Annotated in this window: 21 protein-coding genes; 9 read left to right on the top strand and 12 right to left on the bottom strand. The window is 41.8% G+C overall.

The features are described from left to right. Positions 1 to 340: 340 nt before the first annotated feature. Positions 341 to 1,369 (bottom strand): DUF6414 family protein, encoded by a 1,029-nt coding sequence (locus tag ACFOWS_RS08560; RefSeq protein ID WP_379763517.1) that lies wholly within the window; start codon positions 1,367 to 1,369, stop codon positions 341 to 343. Positions 1,370 to 1,685: 316 nt separating this feature from the next. Here ACFOWS_RS08560 and ACFOWS_RS08565 point away from each other — a divergent pair, with 316 nt between their 5' ends. Further along, positions 1,686 to 1,964 carry a hypothetical protein gene (locus tag ACFOWS_RS08565; RefSeq protein WP_379763519.1) on the top strand — a complete coding sequence of 93 codons (279 nt, stop codon included), beginning with the start codon at positions 1,686 to 1,688 and terminating at the stop codon, positions 1,962 to 1,964. Between the two features lie 128 nt (positions 1,965 to 2,092). On the opposite strand, the gene ACFOWS_RS08570 is transcribed toward ACFOWS_RS08565, so the two are convergent. The 3 genes from ACFOWS_RS08570 to ACFOWS_RS08580 form a co-directional block, all read right to left on the bottom strand. Continuing rightward, positions 2,093 to 2,506 carry an EthD family reductase gene (locus tag ACFOWS_RS08570; protein ID WP_379763521.1) on the bottom strand — a complete coding sequence of 138 codons (414 nt, stop codon included), beginning with the start codon at positions 2,504 to 2,506 and terminating at the stop codon, positions 2,093 to 2,095. A 150-nt stretch (positions 2,507 to 2,656) separates the two neighbouring features. Beyond that, a complete protein-coding gene (locus tag ACFOWS_RS08575; protein WP_379763523.1) occupies positions 2,657 to 3,361 on the bottom strand; it encodes a hypothetical protein in 705 nt (234 codons plus the stop codon). 411 nt (positions 3,362 to 3,772) lie between these two features. Then, positions 3,773 to 5,662, bottom strand: a complete 1,890-nt coding sequence (locus ACFOWS_RS08580) for a tetratricopeptide repeat protein (RefSeq protein ID WP_379763525.1) — start codon at positions 5,660 to 5,662, stop codon at positions 3,773 to 3,775. A 312-nt stretch (positions 5,663 to 5,974) separates the two neighbouring features. Here ACFOWS_RS08580 and ACFOWS_RS08585 point away from each other — a divergent pair, with 312 nt between their 5' ends. After that, positions 5,975 to 7,585, top strand: a complete 1,611-nt coding sequence (locus tag ACFOWS_RS08585) for a thiol-activated cytolysin family protein (protein WP_379763527.1) — start codon at positions 5,975 to 5,977, stop codon at positions 7,583 to 7,585. A 324-nt stretch (positions 7,586 to 7,909) separates the two neighbouring features. Here the strand turns inward: ACFOWS_RS08585 and ACFOWS_RS08590 are convergent, their stop codons facing one another. Together ACFOWS_RS08590 and ACFOWS_RS08595 are read right to left on the bottom strand one after the other, a co-directional pair. Continuing rightward, positions 7,910 to 9,367 carry a Gfo/Idh/MocA family protein gene (locus ACFOWS_RS08590; protein WP_379763529.1) on the bottom strand — a complete coding sequence of 486 codons (1,458 nt, stop codon included), beginning with the start codon at positions 9,365 to 9,367 and terminating at the stop codon, positions 7,910 to 7,912. Positions 9,368 to 9,509: 142 nt separating this feature from the next. Then, a complete protein-coding gene (locus ACFOWS_RS08595; RefSeq protein WP_379763531.1) occupies positions 9,510 to 11,681 on the bottom strand; it encodes an endonuclease MutS2 in 2,172 nt (723 codons plus the stop codon). A gap of 161 nt (positions 11,682 to 11,842) precedes the next feature. Between ACFOWS_RS08595 and ACFOWS_RS08600 the strand changes: the two genes are divergently transcribed. Both ACFOWS_RS08600 and ACFOWS_RS08605 read left to right on the top strand, forming a co-directional pair. After that, complete coding sequence (locus ACFOWS_RS08600) at positions 11,843 to 12,508, top strand: uracil-DNA glycosylase (protein WP_379763534.1); 666 nt, start codon at positions 11,843 to 11,845, stop codon at positions 12,506 to 12,508. Between the two features lie 82 nt (positions 12,509 to 12,590). Further along, entirely contained in the window at positions 12,591 to 12,989 is a 399-nt protein-coding gene (locus tag ACFOWS_RS08605; RefSeq protein WP_379763536.1) for a response regulator, read from the top strand. Here the strand turns inward: ACFOWS_RS08605 and ACFOWS_RS08610 are convergent. The 5 genes from ACFOWS_RS08610 to ACFOWS_RS08630 form a co-directional block, all read right to left on the bottom strand. Then, positions 12,979 to 13,833: a substrate-binding domain-containing protein gene (locus ACFOWS_RS08610; protein WP_379763538.1), complete on the bottom strand. Its 855-nt coding sequence runs from the start codon at positions 13,831 to 13,833 to the stop codon at positions 12,979 to 12,981. The two genes, ACFOWS_RS08605 and ACFOWS_RS08610, sit on opposite strands and share 11 nt — an antisense overlap. Before the next feature lie 79 nt (positions 13,834 to 13,912). Further along, the gene (locus ACFOWS_RS08615; RefSeq protein WP_379763540.1) at positions 13,913 to 14,794 is read right to left on the bottom strand and encodes a nucleoside phosphorylase; all 882 of its coding nucleotides are present in this window, start codon (positions 14,792 to 14,794) and stop codon (positions 13,913 to 13,915) included. Positions 14,795 to 14,803: 9 nt separating this feature from the next. After that, complete coding sequence (locus tag ACFOWS_RS08620; RefSeq protein ID WP_379763542.1) at positions 14,804 to 15,736, bottom strand: DUF1835 domain-containing protein; 933 nt, start codon at positions 15,734 to 15,736, stop codon at positions 14,804 to 14,806. 124 nt (positions 15,737 to 15,860) lie between these two features. Then, positions 15,861 to 16,190: a translation initiation factor gene (locus ACFOWS_RS08625; protein WP_379763544.1), complete on the bottom strand. Its 330-nt coding sequence runs from the start codon at positions 16,188 to 16,190 to the stop codon at positions 15,861 to 15,863. Between the two features lie 3 nt (positions 16,191 to 16,193). Then, positions 16,194 to 17,144, bottom strand: a complete 951-nt coding sequence (locus ACFOWS_RS08630) for an isopenicillin N synthase family dioxygenase (RefSeq protein ID WP_379763546.1) — start codon at positions 17,142 to 17,144, stop codon at positions 16,194 to 16,196. Positions 17,145 to 17,255: 111 nt separating this feature from the next. Here ACFOWS_RS08630 and ACFOWS_RS08635 point away from each other — a divergent pair, with 111 nt between their 5' ends. From ACFOWS_RS08635 to ACFOWS_RS08655, 5 genes are all read left to right on the top strand, one after another. Continuing rightward, a complete protein-coding gene (locus ACFOWS_RS08635) occupies positions 17,256 to 19,232 on the top strand; it encodes an alpha-ketoacid dehydrogenase subunit alpha/beta (protein WP_379763547.1) in 1,977 nt (658 codons plus the stop codon). Positions 19,233 to 19,318: 86 nt separating this feature from the next. Continuing rightward, positions 19,319 to 19,801, top strand: a complete 483-nt coding sequence (locus ACFOWS_RS08640; RefSeq protein WP_379763549.1) for a lipocalin-like domain-containing protein — start codon at positions 19,319 to 19,321, stop codon at positions 19,799 to 19,801. 4 nt (positions 19,802 to 19,805) lie between these two features. Further along, positions 19,806 to 20,498: an OmpA family protein gene (locus ACFOWS_RS08645; protein WP_379763551.1), complete on the top strand. Its 693-nt coding sequence runs from the start codon at positions 19,806 to 19,808 to the stop codon at positions 20,496 to 20,498. A 167-nt stretch (positions 20,499 to 20,665) separates the two neighbouring features. Continuing rightward, positions 20,666 to 20,995, top strand: coding sequence for a hypothetical protein (locus ACFOWS_RS08650; RefSeq protein ID WP_379763553.1), 330 nt, complete (start codon positions 20,666 to 20,668; stop codon positions 20,993 to 20,995). A 113-nt stretch (positions 20,996 to 21,108) separates the two neighbouring features. Next, the gene (locus tag ACFOWS_RS08655; protein ID WP_379763555.1) at positions 21,109 to 22,026 is read left to right on the top strand and encodes an EamA family transporter; all 918 of its coding nucleotides are present in this window, start codon (positions 21,109 to 21,111) and stop codon (positions 22,024 to 22,026) included. A 15-nt stretch (positions 22,027 to 22,041) separates the two neighbouring features. Here the strand turns inward: ACFOWS_RS08655 and ACFOWS_RS08660 are convergent, their stop codons facing one another. Next, entirely contained in the window at positions 22,042 to 22,611 is a 570-nt protein-coding gene (locus tag ACFOWS_RS08660) for a Crp/Fnr family transcriptional regulator (RefSeq protein WP_379763557.1), read from the bottom strand. Between the last annotated feature and the right edge of the window lie 14 nt (positions 22,612 to 22,625).

Here is a 22,625-nt window from a genome sequence, read left to right on the forward strand (position 1 = left end):
ACCTATTTCTAGCTGAAAAGCAAGTGGTTGACAATGTACAATCTTTCAGTGGTCTATAGACCGACACAAATGGCACAAATCTTCACGAATTATTGTGGTGCGTCATTTCGAACCGACCGGAGGGAGTGTGAGAAATCTAGATTTCTCAATCGTCGTTGCACTCCTCATGTCGAAATGACATCGCGGCCGAAAATGTCATTTTGAGTGAGTGTCAAATACTGTAAAGTGAGTATCTAATTTCACCCATTTCTGGAATAAAAACAAGTGGCATAAAAATCCATCTTATAATTTGAGAGGGGGAGTTAAGCAATAAATTATGGCCATAATTTGGTAAAAATTTTTATTCCATAATAACTTCTCTGTAAATTCCTATTGGACTAATAGCTATTTTCGGATAGCTTGGTACAAAAAAGAATTTTTCAAAATTCTCGAATGATGCAAACATATTTCTAAAAGCTTTGTCGTAAACAGCTTCTTCGGTTAATTCATTCTCATCAAAAGCAAGGTATTCCTCATTCAAGTCAACTCGAACATCATTCTCTTGCGGACAAGAAGTTATTACTCCGAAAACTGATAGCTTTATATTTGGTCTACTTCCATATGTGTAAATGACATTCTCAAAATCACCATTTACCAAATATTGACTTTTTAAATTCGCCAATATTTGAAACTCAGAAAAATCATCAAAAGGTGCAAGTCTAAAGTTTAGTCGATTTGGTGAAAAGGTGTCAAGGAAAATCTTTACTCTTTCAACAAATGTTTCATCAAGTAATTGTGCCTCCGAGTGTTCTTCGATTATTTTGTCAAAGTTTTTTTCAGCGGCTTTTAGTCTGTTTAATTCTTTGTGGTTTTGTGATTTTTTTAGTGACCGTTTTAATTCACTTATTTGTTTCTTATGTGCAACAATTTCTGGATTGTCTTCTAATGCGGAAGCATATATTAATCTTTGAACATCATTAAAATTTGACATTATATTTTTAAATCTCCCGTAATCTTCAAATGAACTCCAACCCGTAGCTTTTATATATGTGTATTTTAGAACATTTTCTAAAAATTCATCAAAACTTTTTCCGTCAGTTGTCAAAGCTTGATTTAAGTCTTTTAGTACTCTATTGTCATTCAGCTTATTTTCTACCTCATTCAATAATTCGTGATAGAGTTCAATTCTTTCAGTTTTTATTGTTTTCTCGTCTGCTGCTGCTCCAACTTTTGCTTTTAATAATTTAATGTCAAAACCAAATTCAGATTGAAGTCCGCCTTGTTCTTCGATTGCTCTAGTTATTTCGCTAACAATTCCTCCACTCAATTGGCTATTAAGTGATTTGGCTTTGTCGTAATCGAAGTATATCAAATCTTTTACTGATTTCATTGTTTCTTCAAATGTTTACTAACTTGTTTGATGGGATGTAAAATACATCTGTTAACCGCCAAATTTCACTCATTACCTTCTCAAAACCAATAGGTTACAATCAAAACTTTTCAAGATTTATCAACCAAAACTTTTAAAATGTATATTTGCTCCGTCAACACATTTTATAATCTCGCAATGCGAAAATCTCGAAATCGGTTTAAACAAAAGAAACTGGGAAGGCATACGGGTGCAAGTCCCGAGACCTATCTAAGCATTGCTTGGAATGTGTTGACGGTGACCTTCCCTCTTTGTTTAATTTTTAATCCTCTTATTTATGTCAGCACAAGATGGTCAAAAAAACAGCCCCCATTGTCAGCAGGGTAGTACCGATGCCGCGCTGAGCGCACCCAAAATCACCCGAGAACTTAGCCCGGCCCAAGAGCAGCTCTTGGAGTACACCGATTACCTAGATGGCCCCGATCTGGTAAAATGCCTAAAACTGCTCCACGACATTACCATTTACCATTCCCACGAACCCTTGGATGAGGCAGAAAAAGATGCTCTCTTTACCGTAAAGGGGCTTTGGGAGTGTATTGAACGCATCAATGCGTGAGGTACGAAGTTGGAGGAGGGAAGTTAGAAGTTATTAACCCGAATGTCAGTTCGAGCGCAGTCGAGAACAGCTTGCATGACGCGTACTGTAATGACCTCTCGACTGCGCTCGAGGTGACACTTTAAAAATCATTGCACAGTCTGCACCTCACTAAATTGAATCACGGGTTGTATGTTGGTGTAGTTGGGAACATCGGCCCGTAGTTTGTCTCCAATAGGTCCCATGGCCTTTTGGAAGGCTTCCATGCTTTCAAAATAAAAATAGCCTACGGCTACATAAGGGGAGGGGCTGTCTGGCGCTCCACCCGAGAGGCCCTTGTCGATCATCATGGCTTTTAGGTCATCGCCCATAAGATCGGCCGCCATGGCCATGTGGTTGTTGATGTAATAGTCCATGTTAAAGGTTGCGTCTTCGGCATTGGGGTAGAAAATGGTCATTTTAATCATGCCCTTTTCAATTTTGGGGTAATCGGCAGTTTCGTTTTTGGCAAAGGCAAATACGATGATCAGGGCCAAGGCTAGGAGTGTGCTTTTTGTTTTCATATGATGTTGTTTAGTGTGCTGTTCGTGATAAATTGTGCTAGTGAATATAGTTAAAATACGGGTATGTTTTATGGGATGGTTGGATAATTGAAAGGTTGGGGGTCAGAAGTCAGAAGCCTGATATCCGATGTCTGAAATCTGTAGTCTGAACTAAAGAAAGGGTTTTACAAAAATGGCTGCTAACATATCCATAAAAGCAGCCCCCATTGGGGACAACCAGAAGTAATCGGCGAAGAAGAAAATGCCCAAAACGAGTACAGGGGTAATTAAATCGACCCAGACCACTTTTTTTAGTTTTACGAAATCAAAAAGAAACAAAACGGCTGCCGGGAAAATCTGTATGCCTTTGTTGAACAACTGACTAGCCTGAAGGCCAAAATCAAAGGACACCCTAAAAATAGCAGCACTGGTGCACATTACCATGCAGCCTAACATCAATCGCTTGTGCAGAAAGGCTTTTTTTCGGTAGGCAAATGCAAAACCGAACAGGATATAGGCAGACAGTAGACGAAATACATTGTGTCCTGCAACATCAACGGTATTGGTGCCCACATACGCTTTGTAGACGACCGGAAAGAAGCCGGTTGGAATCATTACAGCCATGATGACAACTCCAAGGATACCCAAGGTCATGTGTGTTTTATAGTTTCGGTAACGGATTAAAAATACTTGCACCGCATACAGCAAGACCCAGAGGGTAAACGATATTCCATGAATGAAAAGATGAACGGGAAGCGGTTCGGGGTTATCAAAATATTTGGAGAGGTAGAAGGAAGGCGCAAACCCCCAAAATACAATGAGGAGAAACCAAATGGCCGAAAAGATAAAATATCGGTTTTCTGAGGTGGCTTTCATACCGTAAAGTAGATTGAAAATGAAATAGTTAAATGGGGGAGAGAGCCTAAGTTCGTGTATTCTAAGCAAATAGCCAACACTTATTGCAGAACTGGGATCACTTTTCTTATTTCCACCTACGCACAAAAGGAATAAAACACATCTAGATTTCTCAATCGTCGTTGCACTCCTTATGTCGAAAAGACATTGGTTTCAACCGTATAGAGGTCTTTTGATAAAATTTGTCATTTCGAGTGAATTCAGCCGAAGGTCTTGTGCTGAATTTGTATCGAGAATCAAATTTTAGTTCTCTACCTACCTGCCAGCAGGTAGGTACGATTTCCTTCTGAAACCACTCGAACTGACAATGTTTTGGGTTGGGTTTTCGATACAATTTTCTTCGAAAATCACTCGAACTGACATTGGTAACAGTTAGAGCGAATTCAAAAAACTCACCAAATCCGTTTCTTTGTCCAGTTCCAGTTTCTTTTTGAGGCGGTATTTGGATTTTAGAATACTATCCGGAAGTACATTCAGCGTAGCTGCAATTTCTTTGGTGGTGAGGTTCATCCGCAGAAAAGCGGCCAAACGTATTTCCTTTTCTGAAATATCGGGGTAGAGGGTCTTGAGTTTTTGGTCAAAATCGTTGTGCACTTCGGCAAAATAGGTTTTGAATACCTCCCAATCCTTGTCCGAAGCATTCTCTTTTTTGAGCAGCATCACAATCCGCCGAAACTCCATCTTAAATTTTTCTGGGGAGTTTTTAATGCTCTCCAGATTTTCCATCAACTCTTGGATAAAGGTGTTCTTCTGCACCAAATGCAGGGTTTGGCTGGCCAGTTCCTTCTTTTTATGGGCAATCTCTTGCTTGTAGATTTCCTCCTGTTTTTCTCGGGCAATTCGGTTTTTCTTCATCCGCTGGCGAAACCCAAATACCAATAACCCAGACAATGCTAGGGCAGAGGCCATGCCCCCGGCGTAAAGACCCTTGGTAAGTTTGTCCACTTTTGCCTTTTCGTTGAGGGTGTTGATTTCTTCTGTTTGTAGAGCGATTTCGGCTTCTTTCTTTTCGGTTTCGTAGATGGTTTGGAGTTCGGAAAGGCGTTGTCCGTTTTCAATATTGTAAATGCTATCGTTCAGGGTTTTGTATTCCTTAAAATAGGTCAATGCCAAACCTTCCTTTTTTTGTTTATGGGCTATTTCCGACAACAATTGATTTGCCCTGGCCTGATTTTCCAAAAGTTCGTTTTCTGTGGCAAGGGATAAGGCTTTTTGGGCCCATGACGTTCCTTCGTCCAGTGCATTCTCTTCCGTTGCAATCTCGGCTACATGGATTTGGTTAGCAACCACGTTCACTGTTTGACCTATTGAATCCGCTAGGAAAAGTGACCGATTAAAGTATGTTTTGGCTTCAGGAAAGTCGCCTTTTAGTTGATAGTATCTCCCCAATCCAAATAAGGTGTTTATCTGGCCCAATGGATATTTCATGCTTTGGGAGAGCTCCCAACTTTCATCAAATTGTTTTTTGGCAGTTTCCAGACTATCCTTTTTAGTCAAGTATATATTACCCAAATTGGTAAGGGAGGCAATAATGCCATGTTTATCATTATCCTGCCTGTTCATTTGTTCCAATTGTAACAGATAGTTGATGGCGTTTGTGGTATCGCGCATCTTCAAATAATTACGGGAAATTCCCCGCATAGCATCTTTCAAGCTGTTCCGGTCGTCATAGCGTTCGTAAATGTCCATGGCCTTTAGGTTGTTTTCCAAGGACAATCGATACGCACCTTTGGAGAAATGCATTCCGGCAATAACATTATAACAGGCCGCAATTCCTGTGGAATCTTGCTCCTTTGCAAAATTCTCCATGGACTTGTTGGCATAGAACAAGGTACTGTCATGCTGGCTCATGATAGAATGGTTAATGGCGATGTTGATTTGCATGGCGGCGGTAGAGCTATATTCTTGGGCTTTTTCGCTCAACTCCATGGCTTTCCTGTAATAATTATTGGAAGATGGATAATCATCAATATAGGAATAGGCAATCCCCATCCGTTGGTAACCGGTATGTTGAATAGGAACGTTGTCCAGTTTCTTTCCCAAATCAATGAGTTGGTTCGCGTAACCGAAGGCTTTATCTATATCCCTGTTGATGTGCGCTCTCCAGAGGTTGACCAAAATAGGGGTGCGGGAAGAATCAATTGGAGATTTTTGTAAGACGTTCAATAAGCTGTCAATAAGTTGGGGACTGGCATCATATTGCCCATAACTACCAAATTGGGTCATCAAAAAACAGACAAAGAGCAAAAGAAATCGTTTCATGGCGGGAGGTTGATTGCTTTACCAAGATACCGATTAATTCCATTGGGCAAACAGTCGTTTCTATGCTCAAAGTTCCAGTTGTCCATAAAAAGTCCATGAAATCTTAAGGATATTTCTTGCGATTTATTTCTATTATGTGTTGATTTTAAAGGGTTTAATCGATGAAAAATATATTCTGTGAAAATGCGATGTCCATGCCTGATTTTGTCGGAATCCATGAATGCTGTCCATACTTTGTCCATGCCCAAAAATAGGCTGGTGGGGGATTGGGGTCTAATTTCGGCAGTGTTGAACCCATAAAACCAAATAGTTATGAAAACAAAACAATCACCCCTAACCCTAGGACTCTACGTTTCAATATTGAGTCTTGTGTTTATAGCCTGTAATGGTTGCAGTAAAGATGAAATTGAACCTGGCCCCGAACAACCTAAGTTCTCCAACGATGAAGCGGAGGCGTTCGATGCGGCTGTGGCACAACTTCAGGCTTTTAGCCAACCCACTGAAACTTCTGTTCAAGAAGATGCCGCAACCGACCCTGAACGTGATACCGAGGATACTGCTTTGGAATGTGTGACCCGGACGTATAAAGGAGCTCCCGGATTTAATGAATTGTTTACATTGGACCCTACCACGGATGTTATTTATCCGGGTTCCATGCTAAAAGGAGAATCCATTCCTACAGGAGAATATACCAGAATCAGTGCGGATAGGGCCCCTATCACCATGTCCATTTCGTTGAGCAATATCACGGGAAAGTCTAGTGTTACCGTTAACGACCCTAACAAACTCAGTGAGGTGCGGGATGGCATCAATGAATTGTTGAATCGGGAAGTGACGGGAGCCACTCCTGCACAACTAGTGGTTACCGAATCTGAAGTATATTCCGAGGAACATTTGTCCGTTGCTGTTGCTGCCAACTATAGGGATGCCACCAAAGATGTTTCGGCCAATCTTGATTTTAGTAATTCTACGTACAAAAACAAATATGTACTAAAGTTTCTTCAGCGTTATTTCACCTTGGATTTGGATTCGCCGGGTAAATCTCCAAGCGATATGTTTACCAATCTTCCCAATTTGGAGACTTTGGGGACTACCAATCCAGTATATGTCTCTTCAGTCACGTATGGTCGGATGGTGTTGTATACCATTGAATCCGATTCCACCATATCTCAGGTAAAAGGTGCTTTTGATGCGGCCATCGAAGCCGGCAAAAAAGAAGGTGAATTTGAATTGGATGTCGAGTCAAAGGAAATCATTACCAACTCTAGTATTAAAGCTTTGATCATTGGTGGGTCGGGTGAAAGTGCTGCCCAGGCCATAAGTGGTGTGGAGAACAACCCGGCTCAAATTTATGAGTATATCGCTGAAGGCGGTAATTACTCCAAAGACTCTCCTGGTGCTCCCTTGGCCTATAAGTTGAGCTATGTTAAAGAAGGTTTTCCAGCGGCCAAAGTGGTTCTGTCAACAGAATATCAAATACGGGATTGTGATGTGGCGTACCCGGAGTTTCAAGTTACAATTGATAAAATAACGGGGACCCAACCATCCGACACCGAAGTGAACGGGAGTTTGAACATGAAGATGAAAGTAGGCACAGATTATTTGGACATTAATAACAATGGTATTGATGATGGTCCGTATTGGAGTAGAGGCACTTCAAACTTTGTGGATGTTCAGAATGATAAAACCCACAACATTGGCGAAGTGTACGTGCTGAAACCCTACCGACCTAATATGGCCGTGGACCAGATTGAATACTACGGAAACCTGTATGACTACAATGGGATTTTGGGCAATGCCAATTTAGGCGAACATACTGGCACAGTGAAACTTGATGATTTGAAAATGAACGAAGAAGAGACCTACACCTTAAACTTCAATGCGGGCATCACCGCCCATTTTAAAATAACCCGAATCAAGTAAATTAGGTTTTAAAAGCACAGTCGGCCGCTCAAGTGGGTTCAACCATTTGATGCCGGCTGTTGTTTTATTCATGCGTAGGTCGGAATCAATGCACTTTTGCAGTTTGACACGCCTGCCTGCCGCAGGAAGGAATTGCACGAATTTCCACATATTCTTGTGGTGCTGTCATTTCGAGTGAGCGAAGCGACGAGAAATCTCTTCTTGTTCAGATTTGGCAATCTTCGTTGCCTCTTAATGTCAAAATGACCCTTAGAAACACTGCAAAATAAAAGGCCGCATCATGCGGCCTTTTTTGATATTTGAATTTCATTCAAGGGGTATGGCTTACACTTTCCATCCTTCCCGATAGGTTCGGGTAACAAACTGGTTGGCGTCCTCAAAATTGGTGATTTTCATGTTCTCCCCATCCCACAACAATTTTTTACGGCCATAAAATTCCATATTGCCTTCACCATTCTCTCTTCGCAACATATAACTACGAATGGCCAAGTTGCCCATAAGTACTGTTTCCGTCATGGGGCCGGCATAGTTAAAAGAGGAGGTCAACCCTTGGTGCTCGGGACTTCCAAACCCCGCTTTGCAGGCATCCACCCATTTCCGTTGGTGACCGTATTCCGGTTCTGGCATGTCTTCGACCTCGGGACCAAATTCGGTAACCCCGTTGTTCATATACAACTTGGGAGTGAGTGGCGAACTGTCATTGATGTTGGTGGAAATGATACCATGTTCCCCATGAATCAATACCCCATTGTAGCTTCCAGGGCCTCCAATGTCGCTATCGGCGGGAATAATTTCTGGATGGGAAGGACGAATACCACCATCGCTCCAGGTCATGGTGACCGGTGCGCCAGTTTTGTCCGTCGCTTCATAATTTAATGTAATGAATGAAGTGGCGGGACAACCTTCTGGATGGTAATCGGGATTCCACATTTGGGAGAAGACCGTTCCGACACTGCATTCTGCGGCGGTGGGGTATTTTAAGTTCAGGGTTCGGTACGGGATGTCAATCAAGTGACACCCTACATCGCCTAAAGCGCCTGTTCCGTAATCCCACCAGCCTCTCCAGTTGAAAGGGTGTAAGTTGGGAGTGTAAGGCTTCATTGGAGCGGGCCCCAGCCATAAATCCCAATACAAATCTTCGGGTTTCATGTCAGGGTTAGGCTCTGGCATAGCATAACCTTGCGGCCACACCGGGCGATTGGTCCAAATTTCCACCTTGGTGATTCTTCCTAAAGCGCCTGAATCGACCCACTTTTGCACGAGGCCCAATAAGGGATTGGAACCCCCTTGGTTGCCCATTTGCGTAACGACCTTTTTGTCCCGGGCCATTTGGGTCAATATGCGAGCCTCTCTTATATTGTGGGTCAATGGTTTTTGTACGTACACATGCTTGCCTCGTTCCATGGCATAGGCAGCAGCAGGTCCGTGTACGTGGTCGGGAGTACTGATGGTCACCGCATCAATCCCTTTAACCTTATCCAGCATTTCACGATAATCATTAAACAACTCTGCTTTTGGAAACTTCTCCACTGTGCTTTTTGCAGACCCAGAAAAGTCGACATCGCAAAGCGCAACCACACGCTCACGGCCATTTACCGAAGCATTGGCAATATCGCTCGCGCCCTTGCCACCAGAGCCAATGGCTGCCAAATGTAAGCGGTCGCTAGGGGCTAAATAACCGGGACCGCCCAAAACATGGCGAGGTACAATAAAAATCCCGGAGGCGATTGCTGTATTTTTGATAAAGTTTCTTCTACTTGAGGAGGAGGGTGTTTTTTTCATTTTTATAAGGTTGGGCAAAATTTATATGCTCAACAAGATAGAAAAATACTGTTCAATTTGCTTGGGGGCCTTCTCAAATTCTTGAAATTGATAATGTTTATGCAAAAAAAATGGCGCTTAAGTATATCGGAACTCTTATTAATTATTTTTTCGCCTCCACCAACTCCAATTGGTCCACGCTCACGTTGGTAGTGAACATGCCGTAATTAACAACTGCTTTACCTTTTTCTAGGGTGTCGATGCTGCCCACAGCTTTTCCGTCCATGAGCCGGACGCGGTCCCCAATTTTAAAGACAGGTCTGGGCTTATTCTTTTCTTTTTGGATGGCCTTTTTCTTTTCCACCTTTTTCTCTACCCGTACTTTTTTGATTTTCTGTTCCAGTTCTTGGGCTACCTGCTGTTGTTGTTTTTGCTTTTCTTTTGCCTTACGGGCAGTAGTTTTTTTACGTTTACTGTTTTCAGTTTCCACAATGCGCAGCAATTCGGAAATCAGGGGACGCTTTTTGTTATTGATGAAATACTGTTCCGCGGCTTTGTTCACTTTATTGCCCAATTGGATCATCCGTTGGTTGTGGTCGTACAACTCTTGGTAGCTTTCCAGTTTAGATTTGATTTTGGAGTTCAATTGCTCCAATTTATCGGCTTCTTCACGGGCTTTGGATTCCTCTTCCTTGAGTTTGGAACCCGTCTGAACCATTTTATTGCGCTCTTTCTGCAATTTGGCAATCGTAGCATCAAAACGGACCTTGCCACGCTCTATCTTTTTCTTGGCTTTATTGATCAAGGAGTAGGGGATGCCATTCTTTTGGGCTACCTCAAATGTGAAAGAACTTCCAGCTTCACCCAATACTAGTTGAAAGGTCGGCTCCAAAGTCTGGGAATTAAATCGCATGTTGGCGTTGGTGGCATGTGGCAACTCGTTGGCCAAAGCCTTAAGATTGGCGTAGTGTGTGGTGATAACTCCATACGCTTCGCGTTCATAGAACACTTCCAAGAACGCCTCGGCCAAAGCCCCGCCCAATTCTGGGTCGCTTCCCGTACCAAATTCGTCAATAAGGAATAAGGTTTTGTCGTTGCAGCGCTTTAAGAAGTGGTTCATGTTCTTCAAGCGATAACTATATGTACTAAGATGATTTTCAATGGATTGATTATCTCCAATATCCGTCAAAATTTTATCAAAAAGACAAACTGTACTTCGTTCATGAACCGGAATCAATAGTCCACTTTGAAGCATCACTTGTAGTAGCCCGATGGTCTTCAACGTGATACTTTTTCCGCCTGCATTGGGTCCCGAAATGACAATGATTCGGTTTTCTTTATGCAGTTGAATGGTCTGCGGCCATGTTTTTTGGTTCTTGCGTTTGTTCGTCAAATAAAGCAGTGGGTGGTAGGCATCCCGTAGGGATAATTCTCGCTCTTCACTGATTTCGGGCAATAGTGCATCCATTTCTGAAGCATATTTGGCCTTGGATGCTGTGATGTCAATATCTGTAAGGTACGATTGGTATTCCTTGAGCAACGGAGCAAAAGGACGGATGGTATTCGTAAGCTGATTGAGAATACGCTGTATTTCTTCTTTTTCATCAAACTCCAAATTATTGAGTTCGCGGGTGTACCCTACCGTGGTATCGGGAATAATATAGACAATGCTGCCCGTCTTTGAACTACCCATCACTGTGCCTTTTACTTTACGGCGGTGCATGGCTTTTACTGCCAAAACTCTTCTATTTTCTACAACAGATTCCCGAATATCATCCAAAAAATCAGAGGATTGGTAACGGGTCAAAGCCGCGCCGAAGCTTTGATTGATTTTACCACGGACTTCATTGATTTGGGAGCGAATGTGTTGTAAATCAGCCGAAGCGAAATCCTTAATCTCACCAAATTTGTCAATAACATGGTCAATGGCATCCGGAATTTCGGTGTTGGCTTCCAGTGCATCCGATTTTTTATGCAGCAATGGATAGTATTCCTTGAATTTCTTCAAAAACTTCTGGTGGATGGACACCGTTTTGCAGATTCCTCCAATCTTTCTAAACCCGGAAATTTCCAAAGTGCTGTTTTCAATCTTGAGCAATGACAATTCCGAATTGATTGTATCGAACCCATGATTGGGAATCCGGTTATCATTGGAAAAGGAGGCGAGATACTCCGAGGTCTGCCCCAAAACTTCCTTTAAAACCTCTTGGTCTGAAATGGGCGTTATGGTCAAGGCCATTTCTTTCCCCAATTCGGTATTGCACCGGGCGGAAAGCTGTTGCAGCACCGTGGGAAATTCTAGATCTTGAAGGGTTTTTGGGTGAATGTTACGCATCTTTTTCTGTTAGCAAGACAAATATAGAATTTTGCTGTTTTTTCTTATCCAAAAAGTAAAACCATAGTAATGTGTACATTTGACTAGACGAATGTTCTGCTCAATTATGAGCCAGACTCTTTGGCTTTGTGAATATTTTGACCAAAAAGAACACATAATATATGGATGTTTCCATTGAACCAAGCTGGAAAGCACACTTACAACCCGAATTTGAGAAGCCCTACTTTCAACAATTGACTGATTTTGTGCGGCAAGAATATCAGAATCATACCTGTTACCCAAAGGGAAAAGATATTTTTGCGGCTTTTGATTATTGTCCATTCCAGGAAACCAAAGTGGTGATTATTGGTCAAGACCCCTACCACGGGCCAAATCAGGCCAACGGATTGTGTTTTTCGGTAAAGGATGGTATTCCGCATCCTCCATCCTTGGTAAATATATTTAAGGAAATCAAAGTTGATATGGAGAAACCCTATCCCAAAAGCGGCAATTTGGAGCGATGGGCCAATCAAGGGGTTCTGCTGCTCAATGCTACCTTAACGGTTAGGGCGCACAATGCTGGAAGCCATCAGAACAAAGGGTGGGAGCAGTTTACCGATGCCGTCATCAAAACGGTTTCCAATGAATTGGAGGGAGTTGTTTTCTTGCTTTGGGGCGGTTTCGCTAAAAAGAAATCGACATTGATTGATAAGAGCAAGCACCATATCCTAACTTCAGGGCATCCTTCGCCTTTGAGTGCCAATAGAGGACTGTGGTTTGGTAACCAGCATTTTAGTAAAACCAACGGTTTATTATCAAAAATGGGGAGAACATCCATAGAATGGTGATGTTCGGCTAAACAGATTTTGTAATTGTTTGGAATTCTGTATGTTTGGTCCCTTTAGCTGAAAACGCCCCAATTTGGAGAGATTGAAATCTATTTTATTGGTTGATGATGACGAAACCACCAATTTGGTCAACAGCTTTTTTATTAGACAACTTGACAGTTCTTTAAAAGTAAACAACGTGAATAATGGCAAGGAAGCCATTGCGTTTTTGGAAAAAGCTTCTCCCAGCGAAGATTTGCCATGCTTACTGTTGTTGGACGTAAATATGTCCGTTATGAATGGTTGGGAGTTCTTGGATGTCTATACGGAAAAGTTTGGTGGCCGATTTGAAAAGGATGTTGTTATTGTGGTTCTAACGAGTATGGACATTGATGATAATGCGATGGCCATGACACATCCCAGTGTTGCGGAAATGATTCAGAAACCCTTGTCGGATATTAAATTCCGGGCTTTGGTGACCAAGCACTTTTTTAGTGATTAGGATGTAAGAAGGTATTCGGTTGTTTAATCTCCTCAATCAAATTTAAACTGAATAGCTTTTCTTGGACGTTCAGTAGTGTTTCTTCCGATAGTTGATGTTGCCCCCAAATGGTTTTGGGCAACCATTTTTGAATATCATCCAGTTTTTGACCGTAACGGTTGGCCAAAGTGCGGTCTATACTAGGTATTTGCTTGAATTCTTTGGTATAGGTATTGATGACTTCCAAAATATGCTTTAACACTCCTGGTTGAGACCCTAAAAACGAATCGGTGGCGGCAATCACAAAGCAGGGCCATGGTGTAGGGCAGTCCCCCAACCTTTTAAAGATACCCTTATCCACCAGGGGTTTGGTAGTAAAGTGCTCCCACATGAAATAAGCGCCAGAACCCTCATTGAGGCTTTTAACAGCACCTTCCAGATTGTTTATGATTTCAAATTGCAATTTCTCGGGATTCCATCCTTGATTTTGGGCATTTACATAGGCCATTAAGTGACTGCCACTTCCAAATCGGCTTATGGCTACTTTATCATCCTGCAAATCTTGAATGGAATTTCTAGAGCTTTCAGCTGCTACGTGAATACCCCATAGAAGGGGAGAGGAAATAAATTCTTGGACAATTTTACTTGGATTCCCCTGCGAAATACTTTTGATGATGCCTTCTGTGAGAATTATGGCCAAATCCGCTTCGGTATCTTCCAATAATTGACACATTTTGCCTGTTCCTTCCGGTACATCGGTCCATTCAAGGTTAATGCCACGATCTTCAAAAGCACCATCTTCCATAGCCAAATGCCAAGGGAGGTTAAAATGCTCTGGAACTCCAATTATTCGTACAGTCTTCACGAGATTTTTTTAAGGGTTTATAAAAATATTGATTCCACTTGGTATCTTTTTTCTCTGAGCAAATAATACAACAAAAACGTTAGTCAAAATCAGAAGAGATTATTTTTTCCAATGTAAATTGAATAAGGTCATTAATTGTTTTTTGACCATTTTTTGAAAATTCCCCTGTAGCTCTATTGGCAAGTATGGCGCTTAATGAAATTGCTCGGTGTCCATGGAGTTTTGCCAGCCCATAGATGCCGGCGGTTTCCATTTCCAGATTGGTGATTTGGTGGTTTTGATAGGAAAATCCAGCAAGACGAGCATTAAAATCGGGTAAGGCTGTAGCTATCCGGAGGTTTCGACCTTGAGGCCCGTAAAATCCTGAATTTGTTGCTGTTACGCCAAATCGTATACGATTTGAAGTGAAATTACCTGCTAGTTGCCCGTCAAAATCAGTGGCGTACGCATAGATTTTCTGTTCCTTCCATCTTAAGTAATCGTTGAGTTTGGATTCTAAATCAGCGTTTCGGACGTGTCCACTATCATAAAAATGCAAGAGCCCGTCAAAACCGACCCCTGATGAACTTAACAGAAACGAGTCAACTGGGAGGTTGGGTTGAATACTTCCCGATGTACCAATCCGTATAAAACTGAGCTGTCTTTTTTTTTCGTTGATGGTCCGAGTGACAAAATCAATATTTGCCAGAGCATCCAATTCGTTCAAAACTATATCTATATTGTCGGTTCCAATACCTGTGGAAATAACTGTAATGCGTTTTCCTGAAAGAATACCGGTATGGGTAGTAAATTCACGCTTTTTCTTTTCCAGTTCAACAGAGTCGAAATGTTTGGAAACCTCATGTACGCGGTCTGGGTCTCCCACGGTGATTATGATGTCCGCAATATCATCGGGAAGAAGGTTTAGATGATAGATGCTGCCATCAGGGTTCAGAATCAATTCTGAGCTGCCTAAGGACATGGATGCTATTTAGAGTTTTAAAATACGGTTGGTGTCTGTGTTGTATAGAAAATTATACTTTAAGGAACCGCCCAGATATAATTGATTATCACGTATTTGTGAATAATAATTATTTTTATTCTCCAATACTTCCATTCCCTTTTTGGTCAATTTGACAGGGTTGAAAGAGCTGAAGAGGGGTTTTAAAGAAGTAATAATACGCTCATATTGCGAATCCCCAAATCCATAGAATCCTTGGTCTGTCAAAAGGTTTCCTAAAAGTTCCTTTCTGGATTTTGGCTTCTGCGTTGCCGCTAAGTCCAAAATATGGTTCTCCAATTCGTTCAGACCATTTTTTATGGTTGGGAATCGCTTTAAATGCGTTTTAAGGGCATCTGAAAGATATTCAAACTGAAAGTTATCGTTGTTGATGAGGTTCTCCAGCCGGATTGGGTTGTCGCTGCAATAGAGTTGCCACACATAATCAGCGTATTCTATATCGTCTTGGGAGAGCATGGTCCTATTTTCGTAAAGCTCTAAGAGTTTTTCATCGCTCAATTCACTAAGACCATAGTATTTATCGCTGTCATCTTCTTTTCCACTGCAGACCAGTGAGATTTCGGCATGCCTTCTGTGGGTTTTTAACCAACTTAGCACGGCCAGCATGTTGATTTGGCAAAATAAGTCATATTCAAACCAAAGTACAATCTGGTCTTGCTGTTTGTGGTTACATAAAGAGCGGTACTCTTTGAGTGTTTTTTCAACAAACCAAGATTTGGAAATCTTGTAGTTTTTACTCAAAAATTCAAATCGTGTTTTCCAGAAAGATTCACTACCAACCGTACACAAAGTCTTGCCTTCGCAAAGCATCTCTCTCCATGTAATAATATCTCCCTGTAGTTGTAACGATTGTAATTTAGACGTGAAACTGTCCCCGTTGGTTATGTGCAACAGTGATTTCATTTTCAGTTCAGTTTTCGTTGGTTAGGAAGAATAAAAGTAAGGTACTCTGCCAAGAACACAAAAAATTTTTTGTAAAACATTGGTTTTCAATATGAAAATTTAACAAGTAAATCGCTCCAAATCCCTATCCACCGACTCGTTTTACAGAAAATCCATGGTCCTTTAAAAACTCCATGATTTTATCCCTGTAATCCCCTTGAATAATGATGGATTCGTTCTTGAAGCTGCCGCCTACACCCAAAAAAGTTTTTAGATCTTTTGCTAATTTTTTGAAATCCGAATCGGCACCATTGTATCCTTCCAAAATGGTAATGGGTTTTCCTTTTCGTTTTTCATATTTGCAGATAATGGGGTCGTCCTGAAGCCAATAATCAGACTTTTCACTTTCCTTTTCCGTGTTTTCCTCGGGAACATAATCTGGAAACAGGTTCTTGAGCTGGTCCTTAAGGTCCATATTCTATTTTTTTATCAATCCGAGTTCAATCAATCGCTCATGAAGAAATTCCCCCGCGGTGATGTCTTCAAAAGCTTTAGGATGTTCTTTATCCACACAATTTTCCAGGCAGTTTAAAGGCATTTCGCTTATGGGGTGCATAAAAAATGGAATGGAATACCGAGAAGTGCCCCAAAGTTCCTTCGGAGGATTCACCACCTGGTGAATGGTGGATTTTAATTTGTTGTTGGTCAATCGTGAAAGCATATCGCCCACATTGATCATCAGTTCATCCGGTTGTGCAATGGCATCCACCCATTGTCCTTCATGGTTTTTTACTTGCAACCCCTTTCCGTGGGCACCCATGAGCAAGGTGATAAGGTTAATGTCCCCATGCGCCGCTGCCCGCACCGCATTTTTAGGTTCTTGGGTAATGGGCGGGTAATGGATGGGCCTTAAAATGGAATTTCCATTTTTAATATATTCATCAAAGTAGGTTTCTTCCAACCCTAGATGCAATGCCAGTGCACGAAGGACATATTGGGCCGTTTTTTCCAACATCTTATAGGTCTCCTTGCCGACTTCGTTGAACTTGGGCAGTTCTGTAACGGTTACATTATCTGGATATTCGGCCTCCAACTTTGGATTATCCTCCACATATTGCCCAAAGTGCCAAAACTCCTTTAGATCTCCTTCTTTTTTGCCTTTGGCATGTTCTTTTCCAAAGGAAGTGTATCCTCGTTGTCCACCTATCCCTTCAATTTCATACTTGTCCTTGATTTCCTGGGGCAACTGAAAGAACTTTTTAATTTCTGAATACAGGTCATCAACAAGTTGGTCTGATAAAAAGTGACCGCTCAATGCCACAAACCCGATATCCTCGAAAGCAGCGCCGATTTCTTTGACAAACTTTTCTTTTCTGGCGGGGTCCCCAGAGACAAAATCTTCAAGGTTTACACTTGGAATTGCACTCATGCCATGATTTTTTGATTACGTTCAAAAGTAATGAATATTGCCGAACGTTTAGAAATTTGCAGGAGTATGGATGGCTTTTTTACTACATTTATCCCGTAGAATTTTCAGGATATGCGATATCACATTGGGGATTTGGATCACCAAAAATTGCGGGATCTTTACGTGGGAATGCTAAAGCCCAGAATGATTGAGGAAAAGATGTTGATTCTGCTCCGGCAGGGCAAGATTTCCAAATGGTTCAGTGGCATAGGGCAAGAGGCTATTTCAGTGGGTGTTACCCAAGCCTTGAAAGACGAAGAGTACATTCTTCCAATGCATCGTAACTTGGGGGTGTTCACTTCCCGAAACATCCCATTGCACCGGCTTTTTTCCCAATGGCAGGGAAAGCAAAGCGGTTTTACCCAAGGTCGTGACCGAAGTTTTCATTTTGGGACGCAAGAGTATAAAATTGTCGGGATGATTTCTCATTTGGGCCCTCAATTGGGTGTGGCAGACGGAATAGCACTTGCAGATTTATTGGGTAGAAAAAAGCGGGTCACTGCTGTGTTTACCGGAGAAGGCGCAACCAGCGAGGGTGATTTCCATGAAGCTTTGAACATTGCTTCCGTTTGGAATCTTCCGGTTTTGTTCTGTATCGAAAACAATGGTTATGGACTATCCACACCTACCAACGAGCAATACAATTGCGAGCATTTGGCGGATAGGGCCAAAGGGTATGGCATGGAATCCCGAATCATTGATGGGAACAACATTTTAGAGGTTTTCTCTAAGGTGGATGAACTTTGCAAAGCCATGCGAAAGCGTCCCCGACCCATGCTGTTGGAGTTCAAAACCTTTCGGATGCGGGGCCATGAAGAGGCCAGCGGTACCAAATATGTTCCGGATAAATTGATGGCCAAATGGGCAAAAAAAGATCCTATTGCCAATTATGAGACATTTCTATTGGAAGAAAGCATCATAAGCCAAGAGGAGATTGATAAGCTCAAAGAGGAAATCTCAGAGGAAATCAACGAAAATTTAAAGAAGGCATTTGATGAGGCCCCAGTTTCTTCTAATGAAACCAAAGAATTAAGTGAAGTTTACCATAAATTTGATTACCAGCATATTGAATCAAAAGAAGAACTGAATAATATCCGCTTTGTCGATGCTATTTCCCAAGGTTTGGAGCAATCCATGTACCGCCATAACGAATTGATTATTATGGGTCAGGATATTTCCGATTACGGAGGGGTTTTTAAAATCACAGAGGGCTTCACTTCCAAGTTTGGGAAGAGCCGGGTGCGCAATACACCCATTTGTGAATCGGCAATTGTCTCCACAGCCATGGGATTGTCCATCAATGGCATGAAAGCCGTGGTTGAAATGCAGTTCGCGGATTTTGTTAGTTCTGGATTTAATCCCATCGTCAATTATTTGGCCAAAGTGCATTACCGCTGGAACGAAAAAGCGGACGTGGTCATTAGAATGCCCTGTGGGGGTGGAGTAGGGGCCGGACCTTTTCATTCCCAGACCAATGAGGCGTGGTTCACCAAAACCCCTGGATTGAAAGTGGTGTATCCAGCTTTTCCGGCAGATGCCAAAGGACTTTTAAACACAGCCATCAATGACCCAAACCCTGTTTTGTTCTTCGAACATAAAGGACTTTATCGAAGCGTATATGGCGATGTGCCCAAGGACTATTACACCTTACCTTTTGGAAAAGCCAATCTGCTGAGAACGGGAAACTCCATTACTGTGGTCAGTTATGGTGCTGGGATACATTGGGCTTTGGAAGTATTGGAAAAACATCCAATTATTGACGCAGATCTCGTAGATTTACGAACACTTCAACCTCTTGACATGGATACTGTCTACTCCTCGGTGAAAAAGACAGGGAAGCTCATTATTTTACAAGAAGATACGTTGTTCGGCGGAATAGCCAGTGATATCTCAGCAATGGTCATGGAAGAATGTTTTCAGTATTTGGATGCGCCCATAAAAAGGGTAGGAAGTTTGGAAACCCCCGTTCCATTTGCCAAATCGTTGGAAGAAAATTACCTGCCCAAACAACGGTTTGAATCAGCACTACTGGATTTACAGGCCTATTAAAACAAAGTGTTAACAAATTTTAACAAGACAAAACACCTAATCTGGTGTCTCACTCGTATATATAAAAACTAAAACTCCAAATTCTTATGGTAAAACAATTCTTTTTTGTTGCGCTTACGGGAATATTCCTTGCTTCATGCTCGGTTTCCAAAAGTGCGAGGGGCCAACGAGACCTTTTTAGCGGTACCTGGTCCTTGGACAACATTTCTTATGAAAACAATTCGGGTAATTTTAAATCCGTCATCTTCAATGATGCCGAGGATATCTGCTTTGAAGGCAGTGAATGGTTCTTTCGGGACAATAACAGTACCGGAAGATATACCATTGCTCAAAGTACACTTTGTAATGGGGGCGACCGTTTTTTTAGATGGTCTGTTGTAGAACCTTCCCAAAATTACAGTAGTCAATTGCAGTTCAAGTTTATCGATGAAAACCGGAATGACATATCTGGAGGATATGGCTATCGTTTGAACATTGTCAGTTTAACAGAGCAGGCTATGACCTTAAAATCCAACGTATCGGTGGATGGACAACCCGTTACTATAGTTTATGAATTCTCAAAAAAATAATTAGATGAAAAATATCCTATTAAAAAGTACAACTGCTTTCTTGGCATTATCTCTAATTCTAAGCTGTGATGCCGTAAAAAATGCCAATAACACCCAAAAAGGTGCCGCTATCGGTGCTGGTGGTGGAGCCGTTATCGGTGGAGTTATCGGGAACAATGTTGGAAAGGGAAATACTGCCCTCGGAGCTATTATTGGCGCCGTTGTGGGTGGAGCCGCCGGTGGATACATTGGTAACCGGATGGACCGTCAAGCTGAGCGTATTGAAGAAGAAATTCCCGGCGCAGAGGTTAAACGAGTTGGTGAGGGAATCAACGTGACCTTTAGCGGTGAGAATGGTGTTTATTTTGATACCAACAAAGCTGACATTAAGGGTGCCTCAGCCACTACATTGGATAAATTGGCCGGAATCTTCCAAGAATATCCACAATCCAATATCTTGGTTGAAGGTCATACTGATAGTGACGGTAGCGAGGAATATAACATGAGCCTTTCGCAAAGAAGAGCTCAGGCTGTGACCAATTATCTGGTGGGCAAGGGAATTTCAAGTGGTAGATTCACCACCAAATGGTATGGAGAAGTGCAACCCGTGGAAAGTAACGACACTGCCGCTGGAAAAGCTGCAAACCGTCGTGTGGAATTGGCCATTGTTGCCAGTGATGAATTGAAGCAAGAAGCCTACGAAAAAACAAAGGGCTAATAACCAATTTCAAGATAACCAAGAAGCCCGATGCAAAACATCGGGCTTTTTTGATGACAAACGTAGTGTTAATTAACAAAAATTTGAAGTAGGCCTACGTGCCCATATGTAAGATTATCACTACCTTATAGAAGAATTTAGTTCAACCCCAAAAACTACTCAAGGGTATGTCGCATGTAGTGGAAAATAGCACCTATGAAGTTCAGGAACTATTGGTTCGCTTGGAGCGGAACAACAGGGTCATTCAACGGCTTTCCAAAAAGCTTTGCTCGTATACCTGCGAACCCAATAACCCTTCCTGTTTTGAAAAATTGTACGAGATAAAAAACAAATTCAAGGTCTTTGCAAAACATCAAAAGGAAATCATGGAGGTTCTAAAGAGCAGAAACGATGAAAGCCGTGAGCTCGATGTCAAGATTGAACTTCACCTAAAACGCTTTAAACAATTGGAGCGGGACATTGCTGGATATCTTTTGGACACGCAAAAGCACTATTAATTCTTTCCTTCTCTAAAATAGTAACCTAAATTTAATGTAAAAGTTAGTGTGCAATCTGTTTTGTACTCTTTCAAACATGCGTAATATTGCAAGGCAATTGCTAACATCTTGCCATGGGTAAATCCTCAAACTCTGCACTGGTTTTTCTCGCCTTTTTTGCCATTTACGTATTTTGGGGTTCCACCTATTTGTTGAACAAGATAGCAGTCACGGAGCTGCCACCGTTTATGTTGGCGGCATGCCGATTCATCACCGCGGGACTGTGCATATTCATTTTGGCCAAAATTCTGGGAATACCGCTTGTAACCACCAAAAAGCAATTTATTAATGCGGTTATAGCAGGAATTCTTTTTCTAAGTTTTGGCAATGGCGTAGTGGTGTGGGCGCTTCGGTATGTGGACAGTGGCTTTGCTGCTCTTGAAATTTCTGCCCAACCGCTCATCATCCTTTTGATGATGCGAATAATACAAGGCAAAAAAATTCAACCGATGTCCGTGGTTGGGGTGGTTCTGGGTATTATCGGCATTTATTTACTGGTCAGTCAAAAGCAGGTAATAACCAAAGAGGATTCCATCACAGGAATGATCATGATATTCTTTTGTATGCTGAGTTGGGCTTACGGAAGTCTTTTTGTAGCTCGCGCCGACCTGCCCACCAATTACTTCGTGAACACGGGATACCAAATGTTCACCGCGGGGATAATCCTTGTGTTGATGAGCCTAAGTTTTGGTGAGGAATGGACCTCGCCTCTGGATTGGAGCGTGGAGGTGCAATGGTCTATGGTGCTTTTGGTCATTTTCGGGAGTATCTTGGCATTTACCTCTTTCAACTATCTCTTAAAGGCGGTATCACCGGAAAAAGTAGCAACATCTACCTATGTCAATCCTATAGTGGCATTGTTGCTCGGATGGTATTTTTTGGATGAACAGATTACGGTTCAATCAGTAGTGGCAGCCGTTGTACTATTAACGGGTGTATATTTCATCAATACCAAAAAGACCTTGGCTATTTTTGAACGTTTCAAGCACTAGTGGATAGTGTTGTTGTCATTCTGATTTTTTTTTCAATTCTTTTAGGGCCCTGTTCAAACTTCGCTGGGTTACCCCAATATAGTTGGCAATGTCTTTTTTGGAAATTATCTCTGTTACTTCAGGAAACTCCCTTTTCAATTTGAGAATATTATCTTCAATGGGATATGCATGTTGGTACGAATGCCTTGGAGCCTTATAGCGAATCTTATCCGCAAGTGCTTTCATGATCAATCGATTGAACCGCATATCTGTTTCCAAAAGAGTATTGAAACTTGCATGCGAAATGGCAAAAGCTTTCAATGAAGTAATGGATGCCACGGAACAAATTGCTGGTCTGTTGTTGAAAACCTCAAGCTCACCAAATTCCAGCCCTTCTCCTAAAAACTCTTGGATAAAATCTTTTCCATTTTCATCCGAAATAAAACATTTTACAATACCCTCCCTAATCACATAAATTTTGGTGTACCGATGATTTTGTTCAAGAATGAGTTCATTGGCACCATACGATTCTTCCATAATGCCATGCCCCCCTTTTTTGAAGAGTTGTTCCGTGTAAGCCACTAATTCTGCATTGATTCGTATCATTTTTGAGTTTGGGA

Origin of the sequence: Flagellimonas marina, from assembly GCF_042651185.1 — a bacterium.
Classification (GTDB): Bacteria; Bacteroidota; Bacteroidia; order Flavobacteriales; family Flavobacteriaceae; genus Flagellimonas; species Flagellimonas marina.